General features: G+C 64.6%; 17 protein-coding genes and 1 other RNA gene. 5 read left to right on the top strand and 13 right to left on the bottom strand.

Annotated elements, in window-relative coordinates:
* Positions 1–11: 11 nt before the first annotated feature.
* Together ACD584_RS19375 and ACD584_RS19370 are read right to left on the bottom strand one after the other, a co-directional pair.
* Entirely contained in the window at positions 12–881 is an 870-nt protein-coding gene (locus ACD584_RS19375; protein WP_011037027.1) for a crotonase/enoyl-CoA hydratase family protein, read from the bottom strand.
* Positions 882–1,057: 176 nt separating this feature from the next.
* On the bottom strand, positions 1,058–2,740 hold the full coding sequence (locus ACD584_RS19370) for a long-chain fatty acid--CoA ligase (RefSeq protein WP_076036874.1): 1,683 nt from the start codon (positions 2,738–2,740) through the stop codon (positions 1,058–1,060).
* Positions 2,741–2,836: 96 nt separating this feature from the next.
* Here ACD584_RS19370 and ACD584_RS19365 point away from each other — a divergent pair, with 96 nt between their 5' ends.
* A complete protein-coding gene (locus ACD584_RS19365; RefSeq protein ID WP_175611640.1) occupies positions 2,837–3,280 on the top strand; it encodes a nuclear transport factor 2 family protein in 444 nt (147 codons plus the stop codon).
* 190 nt (positions 3,281–3,470) lie between these two features.
* On the opposite strand, the gene acnA is transcribed toward ACD584_RS19365, so the two are convergent.
* Positions 3,471–6,239: an aconitate hydratase AcnA gene (gene acnA / locus ACD584_RS19360; RefSeq protein WP_076036876.1), complete on the bottom strand. Its 2,769-nt coding sequence runs from the start codon at positions 6,237–6,239 to the stop codon at positions 3,471–3,473.
* Positions 6,240–6,387: 148 nt separating this feature from the next.
* On the opposite strand from acnA, the gene ACD584_RS19355 reads away from it, so the two are divergent.
* The 4 genes from ACD584_RS19355 (at position 6,388) to ACD584_RS19340 (ending at position 10,764) form a co-directional block, all read left to right on the top strand.
* The gene (locus ACD584_RS19355; protein ID WP_011037031.1) at positions 6,388–6,645 is read left to right on the top strand and encodes an AbrB/MazE/SpoVT family DNA-binding domain-containing protein; all 258 of its coding nucleotides are present in this window, start codon (positions 6,388–6,390) and stop codon (positions 6,643–6,645) included.
* The gene (locus ACD584_RS19350; protein WP_011037032.1) at positions 6,642–7,049 is read left to right on the top strand and encodes a type II toxin-antitoxin system VapC family toxin; all 408 of its coding nucleotides are present in this window, start codon (positions 6,642–6,644) and stop codon (positions 7,047–7,049) included. The genes ACD584_RS19355 and ACD584_RS19350 overlap by 4 nt, the downstream gene beginning before the upstream one ends.
* 52 nt (positions 7,050–7,101) lie before the next feature.
* Complete coding sequence (gene acnB, locus ACD584_RS19345) at positions 7,102–9,693, top strand: bifunctional aconitate hydratase 2/2-methylisocitrate dehydratase (protein ID WP_076036877.1); 2,592 nt, start codon at positions 7,102–7,104, stop codon at positions 9,691–9,693.
* A 195-nt stretch (positions 9,694–9,888) separates the two neighbouring features.
* Complete coding sequence (locus tag ACD584_RS19340) at positions 9,889–10,764, top strand: alpha/beta fold hydrolase (RefSeq protein ID WP_076036878.1); 876 nt, start codon at positions 9,889–9,891, stop codon at positions 10,762–10,764.
* A gap of 48 nt (positions 10,765–10,812) precedes the next feature.
* Here ACD584_RS19340 and ACD584_RS19335 read toward each other — a convergent pair whose 3' ends face one another.
* The 10 genes from ACD584_RS19335 to ACD584_RS19290 form a co-directional block, all read right to left on the bottom strand.
* Positions 10,813–12,993, bottom strand: a complete 2,181-nt coding sequence (locus tag ACD584_RS19335; protein WP_076036879.1) for an EAL domain-containing protein — start codon at positions 12,991–12,993, stop codon at positions 10,813–10,815.
* 107 nt (positions 12,994–13,100) lie between these two features.
* Complete coding sequence (locus ACD584_RS19330; protein WP_076036880.1) at positions 13,101–14,177, bottom strand: chemotaxis response regulator protein-glutamate methylesterase; 1,077 nt, start codon at positions 14,175–14,177, stop codon at positions 13,101–13,103.
* Positions 14,174–14,770, bottom strand: coding sequence for a chemoreceptor glutamine deamidase CheD (gene cheD / locus ACD584_RS19325; protein ID WP_011037037.1), 597 nt, complete (start codon positions 14,768–14,770; stop codon positions 14,174–14,176). Before cheD ends, ACD584_RS19330 begins: the two co-directional genes overlap by 4 nt.
* On the bottom strand, positions 14,767–15,636 hold the full coding sequence (locus ACD584_RS19320; protein WP_014507620.1) for a CheR family methyltransferase: 870 nt from the start codon (positions 15,634–15,636) through the stop codon (positions 14,767–14,769). The genes cheD and ACD584_RS19320 overlap by 4 nt, the downstream gene beginning before the upstream one ends.
* Positions 15,637–15,827: 191 nt before the next feature.
* Positions 15,828–18,194: a methyl-accepting chemotaxis protein gene (locus ACD584_RS19315; protein ID WP_068574022.1), complete on the bottom strand. Its 2,367-nt coding sequence runs from the start codon at positions 18,192–18,194 to the stop codon at positions 15,828–15,830.
* A gap of 85 nt (positions 18,195–18,279) precedes the next feature.
* Positions 18,280–18,663: a hypothetical protein gene (locus ACD584_RS19310; RefSeq protein ID WP_005993867.1), complete on the bottom strand. Its 384-nt coding sequence runs from the start codon at positions 18,661–18,663 to the stop codon at positions 18,280–18,282.
* A gap of 313 nt (positions 18,664–18,976) precedes the next feature.
* Entirely contained in the window at positions 18,977–19,462 is a 486-nt protein-coding gene (locus ACD584_RS19305; protein ID WP_011037040.1) for a chemotaxis protein CheW, read from the bottom strand.
* A 111-nt stretch (positions 19,463–19,573) separates the two neighbouring features.
* A complete protein-coding gene (locus tag ACD584_RS19300) occupies positions 19,574–20,359 on the bottom strand; it encodes a flagellar brake protein (RefSeq protein ID WP_175611641.1) in 786 nt (261 codons plus the stop codon).
* A gap of 1,224 nt (positions 20,360–21,583) precedes the next feature.
* Positions 21,584–24,256: a Cache 3/Cache 2 fusion domain-containing protein gene (locus ACD584_RS19295; protein WP_076036884.1), complete on the bottom strand. Its 2,673-nt coding sequence runs from the start codon at positions 24,254–24,256 to the stop codon at positions 21,584–21,586.
* 374 nt (positions 24,257–24,630) lie between these two features.
* Positions 24,631–24,703, bottom strand: a non-coding RNA gene (locus ACD584_RS19290) — sX9 sRNA.
* Between the last annotated feature and the right edge of the window lie 60 nt (positions 24,704–24,763).

Here is a 24,763-nt window from a genome sequence, read left to right as displayed (position 1 = left end):
CCGCCGGCGCATCAGCCCGCGTCGAGCCCTGAGCGACGCGACTGCGCGCGCACCAGGCGGTCCATGGTACGCAGTGATTTTTCGCCGAGTTGCATGGCGGTATCTACCCAGATTTCGGTGATGCGCATCATCTCCTCAAGCGGCACGGCGGTGGTCATTTCGCGCACTTGTTGCATCGCCGCCCACGCGTGTGGCGTGCGCTTGCTCTCGCGGATCACCTGTTCCACTGCGGCCACGCCCTGGCCACGCGGTACCACGCGGTCGACCAGGCCCATGCCGAGCAGCTGTTCGGCCGAATACAGGTTGCCTTCAAGCATGATCTTTTGCGCCAGGTGCGCACTGATGCGCTGGCACATGAAGGAGTAGGCGCCCATCCCCGGAAATAGGTCGAACAGCACTTCGGGCAGCCCCATCATCACGCCTTCCTCGGCAATGATCGTGTGGCAGCTTAGTGCCGCTTCGAACCCGCCGCCAAGCGCATTGCCCTGGACCAGCGCAATGCTGTGCGCACGCGCGCCCAGGCCGACATGAAAGGCATGCACGCCGCGCACGCAGCGTTGGGCGTAGTCGAGAAGGCGGGCGCGGTCGCCTTCGCGGATCAGTTGGCAGAACAGGGCCAGATCACCGCCCAGATTGAACACGTCGCTGTCCGATGCCAGCACCACGTGCGGCGCCAGCACACCGGCAGTATTCAAGCGTTGTCCCAGGTTGGTCTGGTAGCCAGTGATGTCGTCGACCAGGCGTGTCGAGAAACAGGCCCGCCCGGGATTGATGGCCAGGTCGGCATGCATATGGATCCAGTAAACGTCACGCTGCGGTTCTTCGATGATGCGTAGGGTCGAGCCAATATTGGTACGAATGAAGGGTTGAACTGCAGACATGGTGGTTCTCCGTGAGACCGTCCGGCCGGCCGCCTTGCGGACGGAGATAAGGGTGAACGCGTGAGCGTGCGCCGACATCGAATTCTATGCGTGCAAAAGCAGACGCCCGCAAGGCCTTGCGGCGTTGCGGGCGTCATGACGACTGAACGTCTTCAACTCTGCGGCTGCACGGTTGGCTATGCCTTGGCCGCATCCCGCAATTCGCGACGCAGGATCTTGCCGACGTTGGTTTTCGGCAATTCCTTGCGGAACTCGATCACGCGCGGCTGCTTGTAGCCGGTCAGGTTGGTACGGCAGTGCGCCTTTACGTCCTCGGCGGTCAGGGCCTGGTCTTTCTTGACGATCACCACCTTGACGATTTCGCCGGACTTTTCATCCGGTACGCCGACTGCGGCCACTTCGAGCACGCCCGGCATTGTCGCGATGACGTCTTCGATCTCGTTGGGGTACACGTTGAAGCCGGACACCAGAATCATGTCCTTCTTGCGGTCGACGATATAAACGAAGCCACGTTCGTCCATACGCGCGATGTCGCCGGTGTGCAGCCAGCCTTCGGCGTCCATGACCTTGGCGGTCTCGTCGGCCTTTTTCCAATAGCCCTTCATCACCTGCGGGCCCTTGATGCACAGCTCGCCGATCTCGCCCAGCGCCAGCACCTTGCCATCGTCGTCCTTGATGCAGGCATCGGTGGACGGGATCGGCAGGCCGATCGAGCCGTTGTAGTCGACCAGATCCATCGGGTTGATGCAGGCGGCGGGCGATGTCTCGGTCAGGCCGTAAGCCTCGACCAGAGTCAGGCCGGTGACCTGCTTCCAGCGTTCGGCGACCGAGCGCTGGACTGCCATGCCGCCGCCGAGGGTCATCCTCAACGACGAAAAGTCGATCTGATCGAAGCCGGGCGTATTGAGCAAGCCATTGAACAGCGTATTGACGCCGGTAAACGCGGTGAAGCGGGTCTTCTTGAGTTCCTTGATGAAGCCCGGCATGTCGCGCGGGTTGCTGATCAGGTGATTGCAGCCGCCGATCTTCATGAAGACCAGGCCGTTCGCCGTCAACGCGAAGATGTGATACAGCGGCAACGCGGTGATCACCACCTCGTGGCCTTCTTCCAGCTTGCCGGTACCGGCCAGCCACTGGTGCGCCTGCTGCATGTTGGCGACCAGGTTGCGGTGGGTCAGCATCGCGCCCTTGAGTACGCCGGTGGTGCCGCCGGTGTACTGCAAAAAGGCGATGTCGTCCGGCTCGATCTGCAGGGTCGGGACGCGGTGCTTGCGGCCCAGTGCCAGCGCTTCGCGGAAGCGGATCGCGCCGTTGATGCGGTACTCCGGCACCAGCTTCTTGACGTACTTGACGACAAAGTTGACCAGTGCAGCCTTCGGGAACCCGAGCATGTCGCCCAGGCCGGTGGTGATGACCTGCTTGACCTGGGTGTCGGCGATCACTTGCTGCACAGTGGTGCCGAAGTTGTCGATGACCACCAGCACGCTGGAGCCCGAGTCGATCAACTGGTGCTTGAGCTCGCGCGGGGTGTAGAGCGGATTGACGTTCACCACGGTCAGACCGGCGCGCAGGATGCCGAAGGTGGCAATCGGGTATTGCAGGCAGTTGGGCATCATCAAGGCGACGCGGTCGCCTTTTTTCAGCTGCAACTCGCCGAGCAGATAGGCCGCGAACTGGTCGACCAGCTGATCTGCTTCGCGGTAGGTGATGGTCTTGCCGAAGCTGTGATACGCGGGGCGATCAGCGAAGCGCGCCACCGATGTGGCGAAAACCTCCGCCACGGTGCGGAACTGCTCCAGATCGATCTCCGCGGCCACTCCGGCCGGATAACTTTGCAACCAAGGACGTGCCTGACTCATCTGCCCCCCTCCAGGGTATTTGTTGGTGGCGTGCCATGTTCCACGGCGCCACAGCAACTGGCAGCATACCGTCATGGATGGAAAAGGCGAAGCGTGATGCGCAGCAGCATTTTGAGGTGGCACGTCGGGATGGCGGCGCTCTGCGTGCTGCTGCTGGCCGGCTGCGCGAAGCCGGGCCCGGAACAGCGGCTGCGTGCCACGGTGGAGCAAATGCGCGCGGCGATCGAGGCACGCGATGTACGCGAGGCGATGGCGCTGGTGGCAGAGGATTTTGTCGGTGAGCACGGCATGGACGCGGCCGGGGCGCGGCGCCTGCTGCAACTGCAGCTGCTGGGTCATCAAGCGATCGGCGTCACCGTTGGGCCGGTGGACGTGCAGATGCAGGGCAGTACGGCAACCGTTCGCTTCAGCGTGTTGCTGACCGGCGGCGGACGCTGGTTGCCTGATCAGGCGCAGCACTACCAGGTCACCACCGGCTGGCGGCTGCGTGGCAGCGACTGGGAGCTGTACCACGCACAGTGGACGGCGGGTGGCGGGTAGGGCAGGTTCCCATATCAGCGAGCGCGACCATATCGGCTAGCGCTCTGCGCGTGCGCTCTTCTTGGTTCACAGACGTAGTGTGGTTTCACCGCCGTCAGTCGATCCCCAGCCAAGCTTGCGATGCATCCGTTGGCCAAAAACGACACTCCCGCCGGGCGGCGGGAGTGTCGGGAACATCACTTCAGTGCAATCAGGCTGCCTTGCGGGCGGCCAGTTGGCGCAGCACGTACTGCAGCAGGCCGCCGTGTTTGAAGTACTCCACTTCCTTCGGCGTCAGCAGCAGCACCTTGACCTGGAACTGCTTGACGCTGCCATCGGATTTTTTCGCATCGATGGTGGCGCGACGGCTGGCGCCGTCCTGCAAGCCGGTGATGTCCAGCACTTCCGAGCCATCCAGGCCCAGTGTCTGCGCATTTTCGCCTTCCAGGAACTGCAGTGGCAGCACGCCCATGCCGACCAGGTTGGAGCGGTGGATGCGCTCGAAGCTTTCGGCGACCACGGCCTTGACGCCCAGCAGGTTGGTGCCCTTGGCGGCCCAGTCACGCGAGGAGCCGGTTCCGTATTCCTTGCCGGCCAGCACCACCAGCGGCACGCCATCGGCCTTGTACTTCATCGCCGCGTCGTAGATGGCCAGCTTCTCAGGCGCGGCGCCGTCCTTGCCGAAATACAGTGTGTTGCCGCCTTCCTCGCCACCGAACATCAGGTTCTTGATGCGGATATTGGCGAAGGTGCCGCGCACCATCACATCGTCGTTGCCGCGGCGGCTGCCGTAGCTGTTGAAGTCGGCCGGCTGTACGCCGCGCTCCTGCAGGAAACGGCCCGCGGGTGAATCCTTCTTGATGTTGCCGGCCGGGGAGATGTGGTCGGTGGTGATCGAGTCGCCAAACAAGCCCATGATGCGCGCGCCATGCACGTCGTCGACGTGGCCCACCTGCATCGTCATGCCTTCGAAGTAGGGCGGGTTCTTGATGTAGGTGGACGCGGCATCCCACTCGTACAGGTCACCGTCCGGCGAGGCGATGGTGTTCCAGCGCGTATCGCCCTTGAACACATCGGCGTAGTTCTGCTTGAACATTTCCGGGCCAACGGTGGCGGCGATGGTGTCGCCGATTTCCTTGTTGCTCGGCCAGATGTCGCGCAGGTACACCGGCTGGCCGTCGCTGCCGGTGCCGAGCGGGTCGCGGGTGAGGTCGATGTCGGTGGTGCCGGCGATCGCATACGCCACCACCAGTGGCGGCGAGGCGAGGTAGTTCATCTTGACCTCGGGATGCACGCGGCCTTCGAAGTTGCGGTTGCCCGACAACACCGAGGTCACCACCAGGTCATCCTTGGCAATCGCCGCCGAGACGTCTTCCGGCAGCGGGCCAGAATTGCCGATGCAGGTCGTGCAGCCGTAGCCCACCACGTAGAAACCGAGTTGTTCCAGATCGGCCAGCACGCCGGCCTTGGTCAGATAGTCGGTGACCACGCGCGAGCCCGGCCCAAGCGAGGTCTTGACCCAGGGCTGCGCCTTCAAGCCCTTGGCCGCGGCATTACGGGCGAGCAGGCCGGCGCCCAGCATCACTGCCGGGTTGGAGGTATTGGTGCACGAGGTAATCGCAGCGATCACCACCGAGCCATCGCGCAGCTGCCAGCCCGCACCGCTGTCGCCAGCGCTTTCGGCCTGCGAGGCCTTGGCGCCTACTGCGGTACCGCCGCCGCCTTCGTTCTTGAGCCGGTCTTCCTGCTTGGTATCTGCCAGACGCTTGCTGCGCGCCTCGGCGAACGGCTTGAGGCTTTCGCGGTAGTTGGACTGCATGTCTTCCAGAAGCACGCGATCCTGCGGGCGCTTGGGGCCGGCCAGCGACGGTTTGACGTCGCCCATGTCCAGCTCCAGCGTGGCGCTGTACTGCGCATGCGGGGTGTCGGCGTCATGCCACAGGCCCTGTGCCTTGGCGTAGGCCTCCACCAGTGCAATCTGCTCCTCGCTGCGGCCGGACAGGCGCAGGTAGGTCAGCGATTCGTTATCGACCGGGAAGATGCCGCAGGTGGCACCGTATTCCGGTGCCATGTTGCCGATGGTGGCGCGGTCGGCCAGCGGCAGGTGCTGCAGGCCTTCACCGTAGAACTCCACGAACTTGCCCACCACGCCATGCTTGCGCAGCATCTGGGTGACCGTGAGTACCAGGTCGGTGGCGGTGGCGCCTTCGGGCAGCTTGCCGGTCAGCTTGAAGCCCACCACCTGCGGAATCAGCATGGAGGAGGGCTGGCCGAGCATCGCCGCTTCCGCCTCGATGCCGCCCACGCCCCAGCCCAGCACGCCGATACCGTTGATCATGGTGGTATGGCTGTCGGTGCCGAACACGGTGTCCGGATAGGCGATCTGGGTGCCGTCCTTGTCCGCGCTCATCACCACGCGTGCCAGGTTTTCCAGGTTTACCTGGTGAACGATGCCGGTGTTGGGCGGCACCACCTTGAAGTTGTCGAAGGCCTTCTGGCCCCAGCGCAGGAAGCCGTAGCGCTCCTGGTTACGCTGGAATTCGATCTTGCCGTTCAGATCCAGCGCTTCGGGCTTGCCGAATACGTCCACCTGCACCGAGTGGTCGATGACCAGTTCGGAGGGAATCTGCGGATTGATCTGGTCGGCGTTGCCACCGAGCCTGACCACCGCATCGCGCATCGCGGCCAGGTCGACCACGCAGGGCACGCCGGTGAAGTCCTGCAGCACCACGCGCGCAGGCATGAAGGCGATTTCGATATCGGGTTCGGCGGCCGGGTCCCACTTGGCGACCGCTTCGATGTGGTCCTTGCCGACGGTGACGCCACCGTCTTCATGCCGGAGCAGGTTCTCCAGCAGGATCTTCATCGAGTAGGGCAGGCGGGCGACATCGAAGCGCTCGCCCAGTTTGGGCAGGCTGTAGTAGTCGTAGCGCTGGCCGTTGACCTCTAGCGAGGTGCGGGTGGAAAAGGAATCGCTCATGCATCACTCCTATGGCTTGCAGGCTTTAGGCTCGGCCACAGTGTGACCGATTCAGTGTGTACGCCCGGTTTGTGCACACCGGTATGTGGCCTTGAGTACGACAAGTCAAGTATGTAGAATTCATGCATACTTTTTCTGCGGAGCGCCCATGGAAGCCACTGTTGCCGAACGCGGCCAGATCACGCTGCCCAAGGCGGTGCGCGACGCGCTGGGCCTGACCAAGGGCACCACGCTCAAGGTCGAGCTGGAAGGCGGCCGCATCATTCTGCGCAAGAGTGTTGACGATGCCATTTCACGCGCACGCGGCCGCTTCAAGCTGGACGGCTTTGCCAGCACCGACGATGCGATGCGTGCCATCCGTGGGCGTGCGCCGGGCGATCCGCTCGATCCCGAAGCCGGCGCATGATCGCCATTGATTCATCGGTGCTGGTCGACCTGCTGGCCGACAGCGCGCAAGCCGACGCCGCCGAAGCCTGCCTGCGCCAATGCCTGAGCACTGGCCCTGTGGTGGTGTGCGACGTGGTGCTGGCCGAGGTCTGCAGCGCGCTGCGCGATGGCGCCGAAGCACTGTCGGTGCTGGAAGACATGAGCATCCGCTTCAACGCGCTGGAGGCCAAATCGGCCTTGCGCGCCGGCGAGATGCAGCGCCGCTTTCGTGCGCGCGGCGGCAAGCGCGAGCGGGTGGTGGCCGACTTCCTGATCGGTGCCCACGCGATGCTGCAGTGCGACGGCCTGATCACCCGCGACGACAGTTTTTTCCGCGACTACTTCAAGGGCTTGAAGATCATCGTGCCCAAGCCCGCTGCCTGATCCACGTTTTTCACGTTCTACACATTCACTAGCTGTCCTTTGGAGAATCCGCATGTTGGAAGCCTATCGCCACCACGTTGCAGAGCGCCAAGCGCTCGGTATCCCGCCGCTGCCGCTGACCGCGCAGCAGACCGCCGAGGTCATCGAGCTGCTGAAGAACCCGCCCGCCGGCGAAGAGGCCTTCCTGGTCGAGCTGCTCAGCCAGCGCGTGCCGGCCGGCGTGGATGACGCCGCCAAGGTCAAGGCCTCGTACCTGGCCGCGGTGGCGTTCGGCACCGAAACCAGCGCACTGATCTCGCCGACGCGTGCCACCGAACTGCTGGGCACCATGCTGGGCGGTTACAACATCCATCCGCTGATCGAGCTGCTGGACAACACCGAGCTCGGCGCCACCGCCGCCGAAGCGCTCAAGCACACCTTGCTGGTGTTCGATGCGTTCCACGACGTGCAGGAAAAGGCCGAAGCCGGCAACGCGCACGCCAAGGCCGTGCTGCAGAGCTGGGCCGATGCCGAGTGGTTCACCAGCAAGCCGGAAGTGCCGCAGAGCATGACCATCACCGTGTTCAAGGTGCCGGGCGAAACCAACACCGACGACCTGTCGCCGGCACCGGATGCGACCACCCGCCCGGACATCCCGCTGCATGCACTGGCAATGCTGAAGAATGCGCGCGAAGGCGCGGCCTTCGTGCCGGAAGAAGACGGCAAGCGCGGCCCGATCCAGGCCATCGCCGATCTCAAGGCCAAGGGCCATCTGGTTGCTTATGTTGGCGACGTGGTCGGTACCGGTTCCTCGCGCAAGTCGGCGACCAACTCGGTGCTGTGGTGGACGGGCGAAGACATTCCGTACATCCCGAACAAGCGCTTCGGCGGCGTGTGCCTGGGGTCGAAGATCGCGCCGATCTTCTACAACACGATGGAAGACGCCGGTGCGTTGCCGATCGAGCTGGACGTGTCGCAGATGGAGCACGGCGACGTGGTCGAGCTGCGTCCGTACGACGGCAAGGCGCTGAAGGACGGGCAGGTGATTGCCGAGTTCGCGATGAAGTCGGACGTGCTGTTCGACGAAGTGCGCGCCGGTGGCCGCATTCCGCTGATCGTGGGCCGTGGCCTCACCGCCAAGGCACGCGAATTCCTGGGTCTGCCGGCCTCGGACCTGTTCCGTCTGCCGATGGACCCGCCGGACACCGGCAAGGGCTTCTCGCTGGCACAGAAGATGGTGGGCCGCGCCTGCGGTCTGCCGGAAGGCCAGGGCATGCGCCCGGGCACCTATTGCGAGCCGAAGATGACCTCGGTGGGCTCGCAGGACACCACCGGCCCGATGACCCGCGACGAGCTGAAGGACCTGGCCTGCCTGGGCTTCTCGGCCGACCTGGTGATGCAGTCGTTCTGCCACACCGCGGCGTATCCGAAGCCGGTGGACGTCAAGACCCACCACACGCTGCCGGAGTTCATCTCCACCCGCGGCGGCGTGTCGCTGCGCCCGGGCGACGGCGTGATCCATAGCTGGCTCAATCGCATGCTGCTGCCCGACACCGTCGGCACCGGCGGCGACTCGCACACCCGTTTCCCGATTGGCATTTCGTTCCCGGCCGGCTCCGGCCTGGTGGCCTTTGCCGCCGCCACCGGCGTGATGCCACTGGACATGCCCGAGAGCGTGCTGGTGCGCTTCAAGGGCGAGATGCAGCCGGGCGTGACCCTGCGTGACCTGGTCAACGCGATCCCGCTGTACGCGATCAAGGACGGTCTGCTGACCGTGGCCAAGCAGGGCAAGAAGAACATCTTCTCCGGCCGCATCCTGGAAATCGAAGGCTTGCCGAACCTGAAGGTGGAGCAGGCGTTCGAGCTGTCCGACGCGTCCGCCGAGCGTTCCGCGGCCGGTTGCACCGTGCACCTGGACAAGGCGCCGATCATCGAATACCTGACCAGCAACATCACCCTGCTGCGCTGGATGATTGCCGAAGGCTATGCCGATGCGCGCACCCTGGGCCGCCGTATCAAGAAGATGGAAGAGTGGCTGGCCGATCCGCAACTGCTGCAGCCCGATGCCGATGCTGAGTACGCCGCGGTGATCGAGATCGATCTGGCCGATATCCATGAGCCGATCGTGGCGTGCCCGAACGACCCGGACGACGTCAAGACGCTGTCGGAGGTTGCCGGTGCGGCGATCGACGAAGTGTTCATCGGTTCGTGCATGACCAACATCGGCCACTTCCGTGCCGCGGCGAAGCTGCTGGAAGGCAAGCGCGACATCCCGACCCGCCTGTGGGTGGCACCGCCGACCAAGATGGACGCCTCCGAGCTGACCAAGGAAGGCCATTACGGCACCTTCGGCGCGGCCGGTGCACGCATGGAAATGCCGGGCTGCTCGCTGTGCATGGGCAACCAGGCGCAGGCACGCGAGGGCGCCACGGTGTTCTCCACTTCCACGCGTAACTTCCCGAACCGCCTGGGCCGCAACACCAACGTGTACCTGGGTTCGGCGGAGCTGGCGGCAATTTGCTCGCGTCTGGGTCGCATCCCGACCAAGGACGAGTACATGGCCGATGTGGGCGTGATCAAGACCAGTGGCGAGCAGATCTACCGCTACATGAACTTCGATCAGATCCAGGAATATCAGGACGTGGCCGACACCGTCGCTGCCTGATCGAGCGCAGCACGTTCGTCGCAAAACGCCCGGCATTGCCGGGCGTTTTTCGTTTAACGGGCACTGGCTTCGTTTGGCCGCACAAGTGCGTGCGCCAAGGCAAATCGCAGATAACTCCTCTGGCGCGTTGCAACAAAAATCTGAAGTGCACGGGTCTAGAGTGTCGCCGCTTCCGCCACTGCCGTTCGATGTCCAATGCCCACTTGCACCATCGCTGGTCAACCGCTGCACTACGCACAACATGGTCACGGGTTCCCGGTGTTGCTGGGACACAGTTACCTCTGGGATGCGGCAATGTGGGAACCGCAGATCCAGGCCCTCTCACCGCACTATCGCGTCATCGTTCCCGAGTTGTGGGGGCATGGCGCATCGGGGCCGTTGCCGGCCGGTACGCAGACCATCGGTGACCTGGCGCGACAGATGCTGGCATTGTTGGATGCGTTGCAGATCGAAGAGTGCGCCGTGGTCGGGCTGTCCGTTGGCGGCATGTGGGCCGCGGAACTGGCGCTGATGGCGCCAACGCGCGTGCGCAGCCTGGTGCTGATGGATACCTATCTGGGGGCCGAGCCGCAGGTGACGCGTGAGCGCTACTTCGGCCTGCTGGATGCCATCGCCACGGCGGGGCAGGTGACGCCGACGCTGGTGTCGGCGATCGTGCCGTTGTTCTTCCGCCCGGCGATCGATCTGGCCTCGCCTTTGCCTGGGGCGTTCGCACAACGCCTGGCGGCGTTGTCGCCCGACCAGTTGCGGGACGCGATCGTGCCGCTGGGGCGATTGATCTTCGGGCGCGAGGATGCGCTGGAACGCCTTGCACATCTGAATCCGGCCACCACACTGCTGATGGGTGGCGAGTACGACATTCCCCGGCCGGTGGAAGAACTGTTGCTGATGGCCGAGGTGATCAACTGCGATTACGAGCTGGTTCCCGATGCGGGCCACATCGCCACATTGGAGAACCCGGCCTTCGTCAATGCGCAGTTGCTGGGCTGGTTGGGACGGACGTTGGATCGGGAACGGTTCGTCGCCGCGCGTCGCGCGTCGATCGCCTTGATCCGGCAAGTGGCAACTTAAAGCGCCACCGGTTGCAGCGAGTGAGCGTGCCGGCCCGACAGGCAACTGTCAGGGCTGTGCGCCCAGCCAGGCTTCCAGAGCGGCGGCGGGTAGGGGGCGCGAGAACAGGTAGCCCTGCAGCACTTCGCAACCCAGATCGGCCAGCAGCAGGCGTTGGGCTTCGTTCTCCACGCCTTCGGCGACCACGTGCTTGCGCAGGTGCTCGCCGATGCGCAGCACCGAGGTGGTGAGTGCGCGCGCGTCTTCGCTGTGTTCGATGTCGCGCACGAAGCTCATGTCGAGCTTGAGTTCGTCGATCGGCAGGCGGTGCAGGTGGCTCAGGCTGGAATAGCCGGTGCCGAAGTCGTCCAGCGACAAGGAGATGCCGGCTTCGCGGATGGCGTGCAGGTTCTCCAGCACGCCGGGCTGGCCGGAGAGCATCACGCTCTCGGTCATTTCCAGGGTGAGGTCCGACGGCTGCACGCCCATGTCGTCGATCAGGCGCAGCAGGTCGGTGAGCATGCGCGGGCTTTCAAAGCTGCTCGCCGACAGATTGACCGAGACCCGCGCCACCGGCACGCCGCGTTGGCGCCAATCGGCAACCTGTTCGCAGGCGCGACGCAGCACCCAGTCGTTGAGCTGCGGCATCATGCCTTGCTCTTCGGCCACCGGCAGGAAGCGCGCAGGCGACACGGCGCCCAGTTGCGGGTGGTTCCAGCGCAACAAGGCTTCCACGCCATACAGTGCATGCGGCGCCTGGCTGAGCAGTTGCGGTTGGTAGTGCAGCTGCAGTTGATTGCGGCCGATCGCCTGGCGCAGCTCTGCTTCCAATGCCACGCGCTCCTGCGCCATGCGATTCATGTCGGCACTGAAGAAACGGAAACGCCCGCCGCCTTCCTTCTTGGCGCGGTTCATTGCCAGATCGGCATGCCGCAGCAGGATGTTGATGTCGCGCCCGTCCTCGGGAAACATCGCCACGCCGATGCTGGCAGACGGGTGCACGGTCATGTGGCCCACTGGTAGCGGGCCGGCGATGGTGCCGAGCAGGCGTTCGGCGGTGGCGCTGGCCTGCTCGGCGCTGCATTGCGGCAGGGCCAGGGCGAATTCATCGCCGGCCAGGCGCGCCAGCATGGCAGTGGCGGTGAGCTGTTCACCGATACGCAATGCGATGTCGCGCAACAAGCCGTCGCCGGCCGCGTGGCCCTGGCTGTCGTTGATCAGCTTGAAGCGGTCGATGTTGATGAACATCAATGCAGCCGGCTCGCCGGCATATTCGGCATGCGTCAGGGCTTGCTCGGCGCGGGCACTGAACATGATGCGGTTGGGCAGGCCGGTGAGTGCGTCATAGAAGGCCAGTTGATGCACGCGCTGGCGGATCTGTTCGCGCTCCAGCGCCAGGGTGCACAGCTGCTGGCACAGGTCAGTGAGCTTGACGTGCCAGGCATCGGCGCGCCGCACACTGCGGTAATACAGCGCAAAGGTGCCGAGCACGCGCGAGCTGTTGGCGCGGATCGGCGTGCTCCAGCAGGCGCGCAGGCCCATCGGCAACAGCAGATCACGGAAATGGGTAAACAGCGGATCGTTGGCGATGTCTTCCACCATCACCGCGCGGCCGCGCCAGGCAGCGGTGCCGCAGGCGCCAGCACCGGGGCCGATCTTCAGGCCATTGACCGCATCGGCATACTCGGGCGGCAGGCTGGGCGCGGCCAGCGAGTGCAGGCAGCCGTCGTTGTCGGCGCTCATCACCGTGGCCAGCACTTCCGGGGCGATGCGTTCCACCTCGGTGCAGATCAGCGTCATCACTTCGATTAGCGGGCGCTCTTGCACCAGCGCCTCCAGCACGCGGTGCTGCAGCACTTCGTGCATTTTGGTTTCGGTGATGTCGGTAAGCACCGCGACGTAATGCGATGGGTTGTGCTGGGCGTCGTAGATCGGGTTGAAGTTGAGCGAGATCCACAGCGGCGTGCCGTCCTTGCGGTACACCAGCAGGTCGGCCTGGGTCTGTTGCAAGGCATCGGCGCGTTCGCGGATGCGCGCAACCTCGGTCTGGTCACTGAGCGCACGGGTCAGCACGTGCGAGGGCCGCTGGCCGACCAGTTCGGCTTCGGTGTAGCCGAACATGCGCTCGAAGCCATCGTTGGCGTACAGCAGGCGCGATTGCAGATCGCAGATCAGGATGGCGCTGCTGCTGCCATCCAGGGCCTGGGCGAGCAGGCGCGAACGGGTGTCCGACGCTCTCTCTCCCGGCATGACATCGATCTGTGTCGGCGTTTCCGCATGGCCGGCTGCGGCGGATCCCGGACTGCCGGGGTCCGCCGCGGGGTCGGCTGGATGCGGGGGAGGTGCGGTCATACGCTTCAGCGTGCCTGTGCCGACAGCGCGATGAGGCGTTCGGCCACGCGTTCCAGTGGCACCACTTCCTGCGCAGCGCCCAGTTTGTAGGCAGCCCCGGGCATGCCCCAGACCACGCTGCTGGCTTCGTCCTGCACCAGCGTGGGCGCACCGGCCTGCAGCATTTCCAGCAGGCCGCGTGCGCCGTCGTCGCCCATGCCGGTGAGGATGGCGCCCACCGCATTCGGGCCGGCGTTGGCGGCGACGGAACGGAACAGCACGTCCACCGCCGGCTTGTGGCGGTTGACCGGCGGGCCGTCGTCGATACGGCAGCGCCAGCGCGCACCGTCACGGATGATGCGCAGATGCTGGCCGCCCGGCGGCAGGTAGGCGTGGCCCGGCAGAATGGCTTCGCCGTCGCTGGCTTCGCGCACCGACATCGCCGAGTGGCGATTCAGGCGCTCGGCAAACGCGGTGCTGAAGCTGGCCGGCAGATGCTGGGTCATGACCACCGCAGGGGCATCGGCCGGCATGTGTTCCAGCACCACGCGCAGCGCCTCGGTGCCGCCGGCGGAGGCGCCGATGGCAATCAGGCGGTCAGTCGTGCGGAAACGCAGCGCGCTGCCCGGCACGGGCGCGGACTGCATGTCCAGGGTGATCTTGGGCGCGCTGGGACGATTGAGCGCGCTCACCTTGGCCTTGGCGGCCATCTTGACCTTGCTGACGATTTCTTCGGCATAGCCTTCCAGGCCACGCGCAACGTCGATCTTGGGCTTGGAGATGAAATCCACCGCGCCCAGCGACAGCGCCTGCAGCGTGGTGTCGGCGCCGCGCTCGGTCAGCGAGGAAATCATGACCACCGGGGTGGGGCGCAGGCGCATGAGGTTTTCCAGGAACACCAGCCCGTCCATGCGCGGCATTTCGACATCCAGCGTGATCACGTCCGGATTGAGGCGTTTGATCTTTTCGCGCGCCAGCAACGGGTCGGCGGCCGAGCCGACGACTTCGATGCCGGGGTCGCTCGAGAGGATTTCGGTGAGCATCTGACGCACAACCGCCGAGTCGTCGACGATCAACACACGCACAGGAGTTTCCAGCGTCATTCGAACAACTCCACGCCACCGGTGACCGGGGCTTTGGACAGACGGGCGCGCACGGCCGATTCGGCGGCGGCGACTTCGGCTTCGTGTGCGTGCGGCAGGCGCTGCACCACGACGCGGCCAGTCGTCGGGAAGAACCACACCTTGCGCGGATGGATGCCGCACAGATCTTCGGCAATGATGGGAATGTGCTCGGCCTGCAGGTACTGGCGGACGAACTCGGCGTTGCGCGTGCCCACCGGGTTGCTGGTGAAGCCCTTGAGCACGTTGGCGCCACCGAAGACCTTGGCCTCGATACGCTTACGGTGTGCGCCGCGCTTGAGCATGTCGTTGATCAGCAACTCCATCGCATAACTGCCATAGCGCGCGGGTGCGCCATCCCCGACCTGACCTTCCGGCAGCAGGAAGTGGTTCATGCCACCGATCTTCAGCACCGGGTCGCGAAGACAGGCCGCAACGCACGATCCCAAGGTGGTCGTCAACGCGGTGTCGTCATCGACCACCAGGTACTGGGTGGGCAGCAGCTTGGCGGCGATGGTCTGGAACCGCGAATCGCGGTAGCGCATGACATCGTCGACTTGCACGGCGGTGCTCATGATCCGGCTCCTGCGCGCGGGGCGCGCCGATACAGCGTGCGCCCGCACGGCTGGATCAGGTCGGCCGCATGCAGGTAATTCTCCGAGTGTCCGGTGTAGAGCAAGCCGTCGTCGCCCATGTGGGTGACCAGGCGCGACAGGATGCCGCGTTGGGTGGGCTTGTCGAAGTAGATCATTACGTTGCGGCAGAACAGCGCCGCATACGGGCCGCCAACGTCGTAGCGTGAGGACAACAGGTTCAACTGGCGGTATTCGATCAACTGCCGTAGTGCAGGAATGACCCGGCACTTGCCTTCGTTGGGGCCGCTGCCGCGCTGGAAATACTTGCGCTTGATCGCCGCATCCAGCGAGGCGACGCGGTCGATGGCGTAGACGCCGCGCGAGGCGGTTTCCAGCACCTGCGTGTCGACGTCGGTGGCGACGATGCTCACCGGCGGGGTGAGCGTGCCGAAGGCTTCGCAGGCAGTAATGGCGATGGAGTAGGGCTCCTCGCCGGTGGAGGCGGCGCACGACCAGATCTTCAGCGGTGCCTGCGAGGCACGCTTCTGCAGTTCTTCGCGCAGCTTGTCGAAGTGGTGCGGCTCGCGGAAGAACGAGGTGAGGTTGGTGGTCAGCGCATTGGTGAACGCCTGCCATTCCTCATCGTCGTTGCCGGATTCGAGCTGGTCCAGGTATTCGCGGAACGAGCGCAGGCCGAGGACGCGCAAACGGCGCGACAGCCGGCCATAGACCATGTCGCGTTTGGCGGGAGCCAGGGCGATGCCGACCCGCTGATAGATCAGGTCGCAGACGCGCTTGAAATCGCGGTCGCCAAAGTCGAACTCGCGTGTGTCTGATGCGGGAGTGGAGGTCGTCGTCATATCCATACGCGTGGTGAGCTATAACCAGGTATCGGCCACGTTGGCATGCACTGAAGCGCCATTTGCAGCGGGTGCATCCGCGACGACGGGCGGTCGCACTGCAGGGGGGCTGCACACCACTGTGCCTGCGGCAGCGTGCCGTGCCCCAAATGCACAACGCCCCGGGAGACCGGGGCGTTGTCGGGTCAATCTACACCTCAGAACTCTTGCCAGTTTCCATCCGCCAGGGCGGTTTCGGATTTGGCCGGACGAGCGGGTGCTGCAGCGCTGCGTGCCGGCTTGGCAGCCGTCTTCACCGCGACCGGGCGTGAGGCTGCCGGGCGGGCGTGGACGGGTGCTGCAGGCGTGTCCAGCTTGAACACCGACACCGCTTCGGCAAGGTGGCCGGCCTGTTCTTCCATCGAGCGGGCGGCAGCAGTGGCTTCTTCCACCAACGCGGCGTTCTGCTGGGTGGTTTCGTCCATCTGGGTGATGGTCTGGTTGACCTGCTCGATGCCTGCGGACTGCTCCTGCGAGGCGGCGGAGATCTCACCCATGATGTCGGTGACGCGCTGCACGCTGGCGACGATTTCGGCCATGGTGCTGCCGGCCTTGCGCACCAGCGCCGAGCCTTCGGCCACCTTGTGCACGGAGTCGTCGATCAGGCCCTTGATTTCCTTGGCGGCACCGGCCGAACGCTGTGCCAGCGTGCGCACTTCCGAAGCCACCACCGCAAAGCCGCGGCCCTGTTCGCCGGCACGTGCGGCTTCCACCGCTGCGTTCAAGGCCAGGATGTTGGTCTGGAACGCGATGCCGTCGATGACCGAGATGATGTCGGCGATCTTCTTGGACGAGGCTTCGATGCCGGACATGGTGTTGACCACCTGCGACACCACTTCGCCACCTTGCGAGGCGACGCCGGTTGCACCGATCGCCAGCTGGTTGGCCTGGCGGGCGCTCTCGGCGTTCTGACGCACGGTGGAGGTGAGTTCCTCCATCGAAGCGGCTGTTTCTTCCAGGTTGGCGGCCTGCTGCTCGGTGCGCTGTGACAGGTCCTGGTTGCCGGAGGCAATTTCGCCTGCCGAGGCATTGATCGCCGTCGACGAGAGCTTGATGCGGCCCACGATGTCGGCCAGCTGCGTGGCAGTGGCATTGGCATCGTCACGCATCTGCGCAAACACGCCCTTGAACTCGCCCTGCATACGCACGGTGAGGTCGCCCCGCGACAGCGCCGAGAGCAATGCCGAGATCTGCTCGATGCTAGCGGCGTTGGCGTCCAGCAAGCCGTTGAGCTGCTGGGCCAGCTGCAGGAAGAAGCCCTGCTTGCCGTCGGTATCGACGCGGCCGGTCATGTCACCAGCAGCGGCGGCGCGCACGATGCGGGCCACTTCGTCTTCGACCTGGACTTCGATGGTGCGGTCGCGCCATTCGCAGACATCGCCCACCCACTGGCCATCTTCGTCCTGGATGGTGGTGACGGTCTGGGCGAACACCGCTTCGCCGAAGCGTTCTTCGAAGGTGGTGGTGCCGTCGCGATCCAGCGCGGCCATGGCCTTGCGCAGCGTGGCGTCGGACAGGCCGAGGTAGCTCACATGCTGGCCGATGACCTTGGACGCGTCGAAGTCGCTGGAAGCCAGACGGATGCTGCCTTCGTAATGCGCCACGGTCTTCTTGAACGAGTCGTTGGCGTAGATCAGCTTGCGCTCGGTATCGGTGATGAACAGCCCGGTGGAGGACTTGTCCAGTGCGATGCGGATGCGCAGGTTTTCGTTGGCCACCTGCTGGTCGCGTTCGATGCGCTCACGCAGGTCGCGCTGCATGCGCTGCATGGCGCGCATCAGCTCGCCCACTTCGTCCTGGCCCTGCACATTGATCTGGCCATCGAGCTTGCCGCCGGCAATTTCGGAGGCAGTGGCCACGGCGCCACGCATGCTGCGCACGATGGCGCGGGCAAACAGGAACGCCAGACCCAGGCCGCCGGCAACGCCGATCAGCACCACCAGCACGGTCAGGGTGACCGAGGTGGCATGCACCGATTCGGCCTTGGCCTTGGCAGCCTGCGCCAGGCGGTTGTCTTCGGCGATCAACGCGGCCAGTGAATCCTTGGCCTTGTTGTGCAAGGTGCGCGTCTCACCCACGAAGGTGTCCACGGCATCGTCGGGGAGATTGAGTTCGAGCATTTCGTTGACACTGGCGTAGGAGGCCGAGGCCTTCTTCCAGTCTTCGACGAAGGTGTTGAACAGCTTCTTCTGCTCCGGGCCTTCGATCAGCTGCGGGTAAGTCTTGATCGTCTTGTCGATCTCGACCTGCAGATTCTTGGCGCGGGTCCGTGCTTCCTGCTTGACCGAATCGCTGGCACGCACGAGATTTTGATAAGACGCATTCCGGTATTCACCGAGCATGCCGCGCAGATCGCCGGCTTCGCGCACGCTGGACATGGTGTTGCCTGCCAGCTCGCGGGTTACATCGTTGAGCGACGCCAGGCCCGAGTAAGCGATGATCCCCTGGATAAGCATGATCAGCAGCACGATGCCGAACGCCAGCATCAGGCGCGGCATCAGTTTCAGATTGTTGATCCATTGCATTGACACGATTCCCCCGTAGAAGTCAGTCCGCATAACCGCTTACAGCACAACGCCACGTCCTGGGACGTGGCGTTGTGCTCTGCAATTACTTGATGGTCGCAAGCTTCAGGCTGGCCGGCGAGCTGACTTCGATTTCGGCACGCGAGCTGTCGCGCTGAATCTTGCCGAGGACGCAGACGTCCTTTCCTTCCAGCGATTCCGGGGCGAAGCTGAACTTGCCGCGGTTGGCGCCGTCGATGCGGGCCGAGAAGGTGTGGCGCGGGAACATGCCGCCCATGTACAGGAAGGTCGGTTCACCCTCCGAGCTCTGCGCGTACTTGGCCTTTTCGACCTTGCCGCACACCATGCCGTCCTTGCCGACGAAGCGGGTCGCCATTTCCGGCGGAATCATTTCCTGCGATTGAGCCGACAGCGTGGGGGCAACGATCACGAGAGCAGCAACGGGGAGGAGCGAGAGCAGGAACTTCATAGAGATTCTCCAGAATCAAAAGTCGAACGGTGACCCGTTTAGGTGCGCGGGCTTCTATTCAGCTATCGGCTAGCTGCCGTTCAACTTGAATCGGAAAAACGTGATTTACATCTCACTTCATTATCGTTGTGCGTCTCGTGTCAGGAGCTTCCCGACACCAGATGGCATTACGCCCAGCGCTTGGGCTCGCCACAACGGCGAAGCGGCCGTCGATGGGCGTGGGAGCGCCAAGATCGCCTGGGCCAAAGCCGTCGCGATCCTGCACTGCACACCCACCGACGACCGCTTGCGCCGGCCAGTTGGCCTGTGGAACTCAGGCGGCTTCTTCGGCCAGTTGCTGCTGACCGAGCTCGGTGCTGTCGAGCAGGGTTTCGATATCCAGCAGGATCAGCATGCGATCGTCCTGGGTGCCGATGCCGGAGATGAAGCGGGTATCGACGGCAGCGCCGAATTCCGGGGTGGGGCGGATCTGATCGTCGTTGAGCGGGATCACGTCCGAGACGCTGTCGACGACGATGCCGACCACGCGGTCTTCGACGTTGAGCACGATCATCACGGTGAAGGCGTCGTAGCGCGCTTCTTTCAGGCGCAGCTTCAGGCGCAGGTCGATCACCGGCACGATGGTGCCGCGCAGGTTGATCACACCCTTGATGTAGTCGGGCGCGTCCGGCAGACGGGTCACCGAGTCATAGCCGCGGATTTCCTGCACTTTCAGGATGTCCACGCCGTAGTGCTCTTCGCCCAGGGCGAAGCTGAGGAATTCACCACCGGTGCCGGTGGCAGTGCTTTTATCGTTCATGGAAACTCCGGGCGTTGCGGCTAATGTCGGATTGCGGCAGAGGCTTACCCTTGCAACATCGGCGCCTGCGGCGGCAACTTTAGGTGCAGGGGGGCGGTGGTGCGGGAGGGTTCAGAACACGCCGCTCTTGCGCGCATTGCGCTGGCGGTCGACCCGGAAGATGTAGCGCTGGATGGTTTCGTCCGCGCCACGCGGCAGGTCGCTGAATTGCATGCCCACCCGGAAGCCTTCGCTGCCGTTGGGCAAGGTCATCTTGTACTGGCTGCACACGGTGAGCGGCAGCGCGATGGGCGCGGAATCGGGCAGCTGCAGGGTGCAGTCGCGGTAGGTGTGTTGCGGATCGAGCAGCGGCATGCCGGTGGTCAGTGACACCGCAAGGCCGCCGCTGCTGATGTCGATCACCCGCAGCTGCAGGTTGAGATTGCCACCGCTGGCGGCATCCTGGCGGATGGTGCAGGCGGGCGAATCGGTGATGGGCGTTTCCAGCCGGTACGATTCGCGGCGCTGCAGGTGATAGAGCGAATCGGGCAGGGTGGCGCGGAAGGCAACGTGGATGTCGCGTTCCAGCCGCTCCGGCGTTTCCAGGCGGAAGCGGATGTTGACCCGTTCCAGCTGCGCGTAACAGAGCAGGTACTTGGCCTGTTCGATGGCTCGGTTGGAGGCGTCGTTATGGCTGCCGTCCAGGATCACGCAGTCGTCGTCTTCGTCCACTTCCAGCACGGCGGTGGGCACGGCCATGTCGCGGCCGGCCACATGCATGGTCACCACGGCACGTTGGTCGATCAGTTGTTGCAGCAGTCCACGGATCTGCCGCTTGTTGCGCAGCAGATAGCGCTCGTCACCTTCGGCGAGGTGATCGGCGTCGTGGTCGAGCTCTGAGGTATCGCCTTCGGACATGGGCACAAGCACAGTGGTAGCGGGAAGACGCCCGGAGGGTTGTCCCGGCGTCGCCTTGATATCGGCGGCAAAGCGAAATCTTTAAGCGCCGCCGACAAGACTCGTCTGCCTGTCATTGGTAAGGATCAGTCGCGGTGGTCGAGGCGCGGAGCTTTCAACGCAGCAACCAGCACGGTTTTGGCGCGATGTGTTGGTTCTTCGGCGCAGCAACCAGCCACCTGCGTAGTGCGGTGTGCGGTGTGCGGGGACCGATGGCGGCATGGATGCCGCCATCGAGCCATCATGGATGGGTTCACGGCGTGTTCCGCGCGGCGATGGCGCAGCGCATTCGACGCTGCAAGTGTGCTGCAGGGCCCTTGCCCGCCCACCATCGCAGGACACGCTGCAAGTACGTCCCTGTAAGCTCCGTGGCGGCATCCATGCCGCCAAGGGTCCTGCGACGGTGAGCGAACAAGGACCCGTCGCGATGATCGGTGCGCAGAGTCTCAGCAGAGCAGTTGGCGACTGTCCGGCCCGGGTTTGTTCGCTCTTCAACACACCACCAGCGAACTATCTGGTGCGGCGTCCTCGCCGATTGCGGGACCGTTGGCGGCATGGATGCCGCCATCGAGCCCCCATGGATGGGTTCACGGCGTGTCCTGCGAGCGGTGAGGGCACCGCACACTCGACGCTGCAAGTGTGCTGCGGGGCCCTTGCCCGCTCACCATCGCAGGACACGCTGCAAGTACGTCCCTGTAAGCTCCGTGGCGGCATCCATGCCGCCAAGGGTCCTGCGACGGTGAGCGGACAAGGACCAGTCGAGATGGTCGGTGCGCAGAGTCTCAACAGAGCAGTTGGCAACTGTCCGGCCCGGGTTTGCTCGCTCCTCAACAAACCACCAGCGAACTATCTGGTGCGGTGTCCTCGCCGATTGCGGGACCGTTGGCGGCATGGATGCCGTCATCGAGCCCCCATGGACGGGTTCACGGCGTGTCCCGCGAGCGGCGAGGGCACCGCGCACTCGACTCCTCGCGTTTTGCTGCAGAGCCCTTGCCAGTCCACCCTCGCGCGACACACTGCACGTAAGTCCCGGTAAAGCACTTACGCGGCATCCATGCGCGTAAGGTCCTGCAACAGTAATCGGGCAAGCACCAGTCGAGTTGATCTGGCTGCATCGCTTTTTGTGATGCAGCCAGCCAACGGCGCGATGCGTTGATGTCGCTGCGCGGAATCGTGGTTGGCGTCTCAGTGATAGGCGTGGCGGGCGTTGGCCAGCAGCGTGCTCAGGCGGTCTTCCTGCTCGAGCCGGAACACGGCCACCGCGTCCACCAATTGCGCGGCCTGCTCTTCCATCGAGCGGGCAGCGGCGGTGGCTTCTTCCACCAGTGCGGCGTTCTGCTGGGTGGTTTCGTCCATCTGGGTGACGGTTTGGTTGACCTGGGTGATGCCGGCGGCCTGCTCGCGCGAGGCGCTGGTGATCTCGCCCATGATGTCGGTCACGCGCTGCACGCTGCTGACCACCTGCTGCATGGTGCTGCCGGCTTCCGAGGCCAGCGCGGCGCCGTTGCCGATGCGCGTCACCGAATCCTCGATGAGGTGTTTGATCTCCTTGGCGGCACCGGCCGAACGCTGGGCGAGGGTGCGCACTTCGGAGGCGACCACCGCAAAGCCACGGCCCTGTTCGCCGGCACGCGCGGCTTCCACTGCGGCGTTCAAGGCCAGGATATTGGTCTGGAACGCGATGCCATCGATCACGCTGATGATCTCGGCGATCTTCTTGGACGAGGCGTCGATGTCGGCCATGGTGGTGACCACGCGGCCAACCACATCGCCGCCTTGCGCGGCCACGCCGGCGGCGTTCAACACCAGGCGGTTGGCCTGGTCGGCGTTGTCGGCGTTCTGCTTGACGGTGGCGGTGAGCTCTTCCATGGAGGCGGCGGTTTCTTCCAGCGCGGCGGCCTGCTGTTCGGTGCGGCGCGAGAGGTCGCTATTGCCGGTGGCGATTTCGGTGGCGGCCGAGTTGATTGCCAGCGAGGAGTCCTTGATGCGGCGCACGATGCCTGCCAGCTGGTCGGCGGTGGCGTTGGCATCGTCGCGGATGGTGGCGAACACGCCTTGCAGGTCGCCCTCCATGCGTGCGGTGAGGTCGCCCTGCGACAGCGACGACAGCAGCGCGGACACCCGCGACAGGCCGTCGGCGTTGTTGTCCAGCAACATGTTGAGCTGCTGCGCGAGCTGCAGCAAAAAGCCCTGCTTGCCGGCGGTGCCAACCCGCTCACTCAGATCGCCGGCAGCGGCGGCCTGCACGATCCGTGCGACTTCTTCTTCCACCTGCACTTCCTGGGTGCGGTCGGCCCACTCGACGACGAAGCCCATGCGTTCGCCGGCCGGGCTGACGACCGGATTGACGATCAGGCGCATGGTGCGGCCACCGACCACGATCTGTGCGGTATGCGTGCCGGTGAGCTGATCCAGCATGCGCGCCTGATGCTCGGGTTTGCGATGGAACTGGTCGATGCTGGCATCGATCAAGGCGTCTGCATCGAAGTGCGGCAGGTCACGGCGCAGGTCGTCCTGGGCATTCTTGAGCATGCGCTGCAGGGGGCGGTTGACATAGACGATGCGGCGATCCGCATCGGCAATCATGACATTGGTGGTGACATCGTCGAGCGCCACGCGGATGCGCAACGCTTCGTTGGCGATCAACTGATCGCGCTCCAGGCGTGCACGCAGGTCGTCGCGCATGGTACGGGCGCTGAGCAGCAGGCGGCCCAGTTCGTCCTGGCGATCGACCTCGATGGTGCTGTCCAGACGGCCGGCGGCCACGTCGCCCAGCACGCGCTCCACGGCGAGCAGCGGGCGGGTGACCATCTTGCGCGCGGCCACGAACACCACCGCGATGCACAGCACCAGCACCACCAGCGAGAGCAGCAGCATGCTGCCCATCAATGCATCCAGCGGCCCATCGATCGCCGTGTGCGGCTGGGTGCCGATCACCGCCCACTGCCACGGCGTGTAGCGCTGCGCGGTGACCTCGTAGGCCTGGCTGGCGCCCTTGGCGTCGCGCAGTTGCAGCGTGGTGCTGGCCAGTTTGCCGTCCAGCACCGATTGCAGCTGGGCCTGTTGTTCGGCCGGTACCAGTGCCGCCAGCGTGGCCGGTGTGCCGGCCGGCGCGGCGATGACCTGGCCCTGGTGCTCGCCGGGAGCCATGTCGACGATGACGAAATAGCCGTCCTGGCCCAGTTTGGTGGTGCTGACCTGGGCCTTCAGTGCGGCCAGGCCCTGGGTGTAGTTGCGGCCGACAAACAGCGCGCCGATCACCTCGCCGGCGGCATTACGCAGCGGCTGGTAGTGGGTCATGTACTGGTCGCCAAACAACTGCGCCTGGCCGGTGAAGGCCTTGCCTTCGGCCAGCGCGGCGTAAGCCTTGCCCTTGCGGTCGAGCAGGGTGCCGATCACGCGCTCGTTCTGCTTGTTGCGCAGCGAGGTGGTGATGCGCACGAAGTCGTCGCCGGTGCGCGCGAAGATGGTCGCGACGCCGCCGGTGGCCTGCGCAAAGCGGTCCACTGCGGTGAAATTGAGGTTCTGCGCCTGCGTGCCGGTGCGCAGGGTCGGGGTGTCCTGGTCGCCGATCTTCACGGTGGTGGTGGTGTCGAGCTGGCGCGCGCCGCTGCCGAGCATGTCGTCGAAGACGCTGCCCAGGCGCTGGGTGCCTTCGGTCAGGGTCACGTCGTACATGCCGACCGACTGGTTCATCAGCCGCGTACTGGACAGCAGCTCGGCCTTGACCTGCGATTCGATGTCGCTGGCCGATTGGCGATAGATCATCAGCGCCAGGGCGCCAAGCGAGAGGGCAATGACCAGCGTCAGTAACGCGGACAAGCGGGTGCCGACGGAAAGCCGGTGGAAGGAATGCATAGGTCTCGACCTTGCCCGGGGGAGGGGCGTTACGAATGTGTGAAGTCGATAGCGGCCGCGATCAGGGGAAATTGATGGAAAATCTGTCGAAATCTGCACAATGGTCGCGCTCGTTCAATCTTTTCCACACACGGGCAATGGTTTGCAGTGTGCTTCGGATGTATGGAACGTTCGCTCCTCGCAGGGATCGGCCACGTCAAGTGCGTACATTGCGCAATCGTTGCCAGGTTCAGCTGCACGCCATCCAGGTGAGCGTGGCCGCAGGCGTTACGCTTGCGCAGCCACAAAAGAAGGCCGCCTCCCTCGCGGGAAGCGGCCTGGCCGGTCCGCTGGAGCAGACCGGTGCAACACGGATGACGCGTTGGGCGTAGAGCGGCTAACAAGACGTAGCGAGCAGCCGCCAGGTGGGTGCGGCCGGCGCGGAGGAACCGGAGTACGGCGGTACATGCCGAGTCCGACCACTGGCCACGCACGCCTGGCGGCTACGCAGTCGTTTTGATGGCTGCT

Origin of the sequence: Xanthomonas sp. NCPPB 2922 (assembly GCF_041520885.1) — a bacterium.
GTDB lineage: Bacteria > Pseudomonadota > Gammaproteobacteria > Xanthomonadales > Xanthomonadaceae > Xanthomonas > Xanthomonas campestris.
This window is presented reverse-complemented; position numbering and strand designations above follow the sequence as displayed.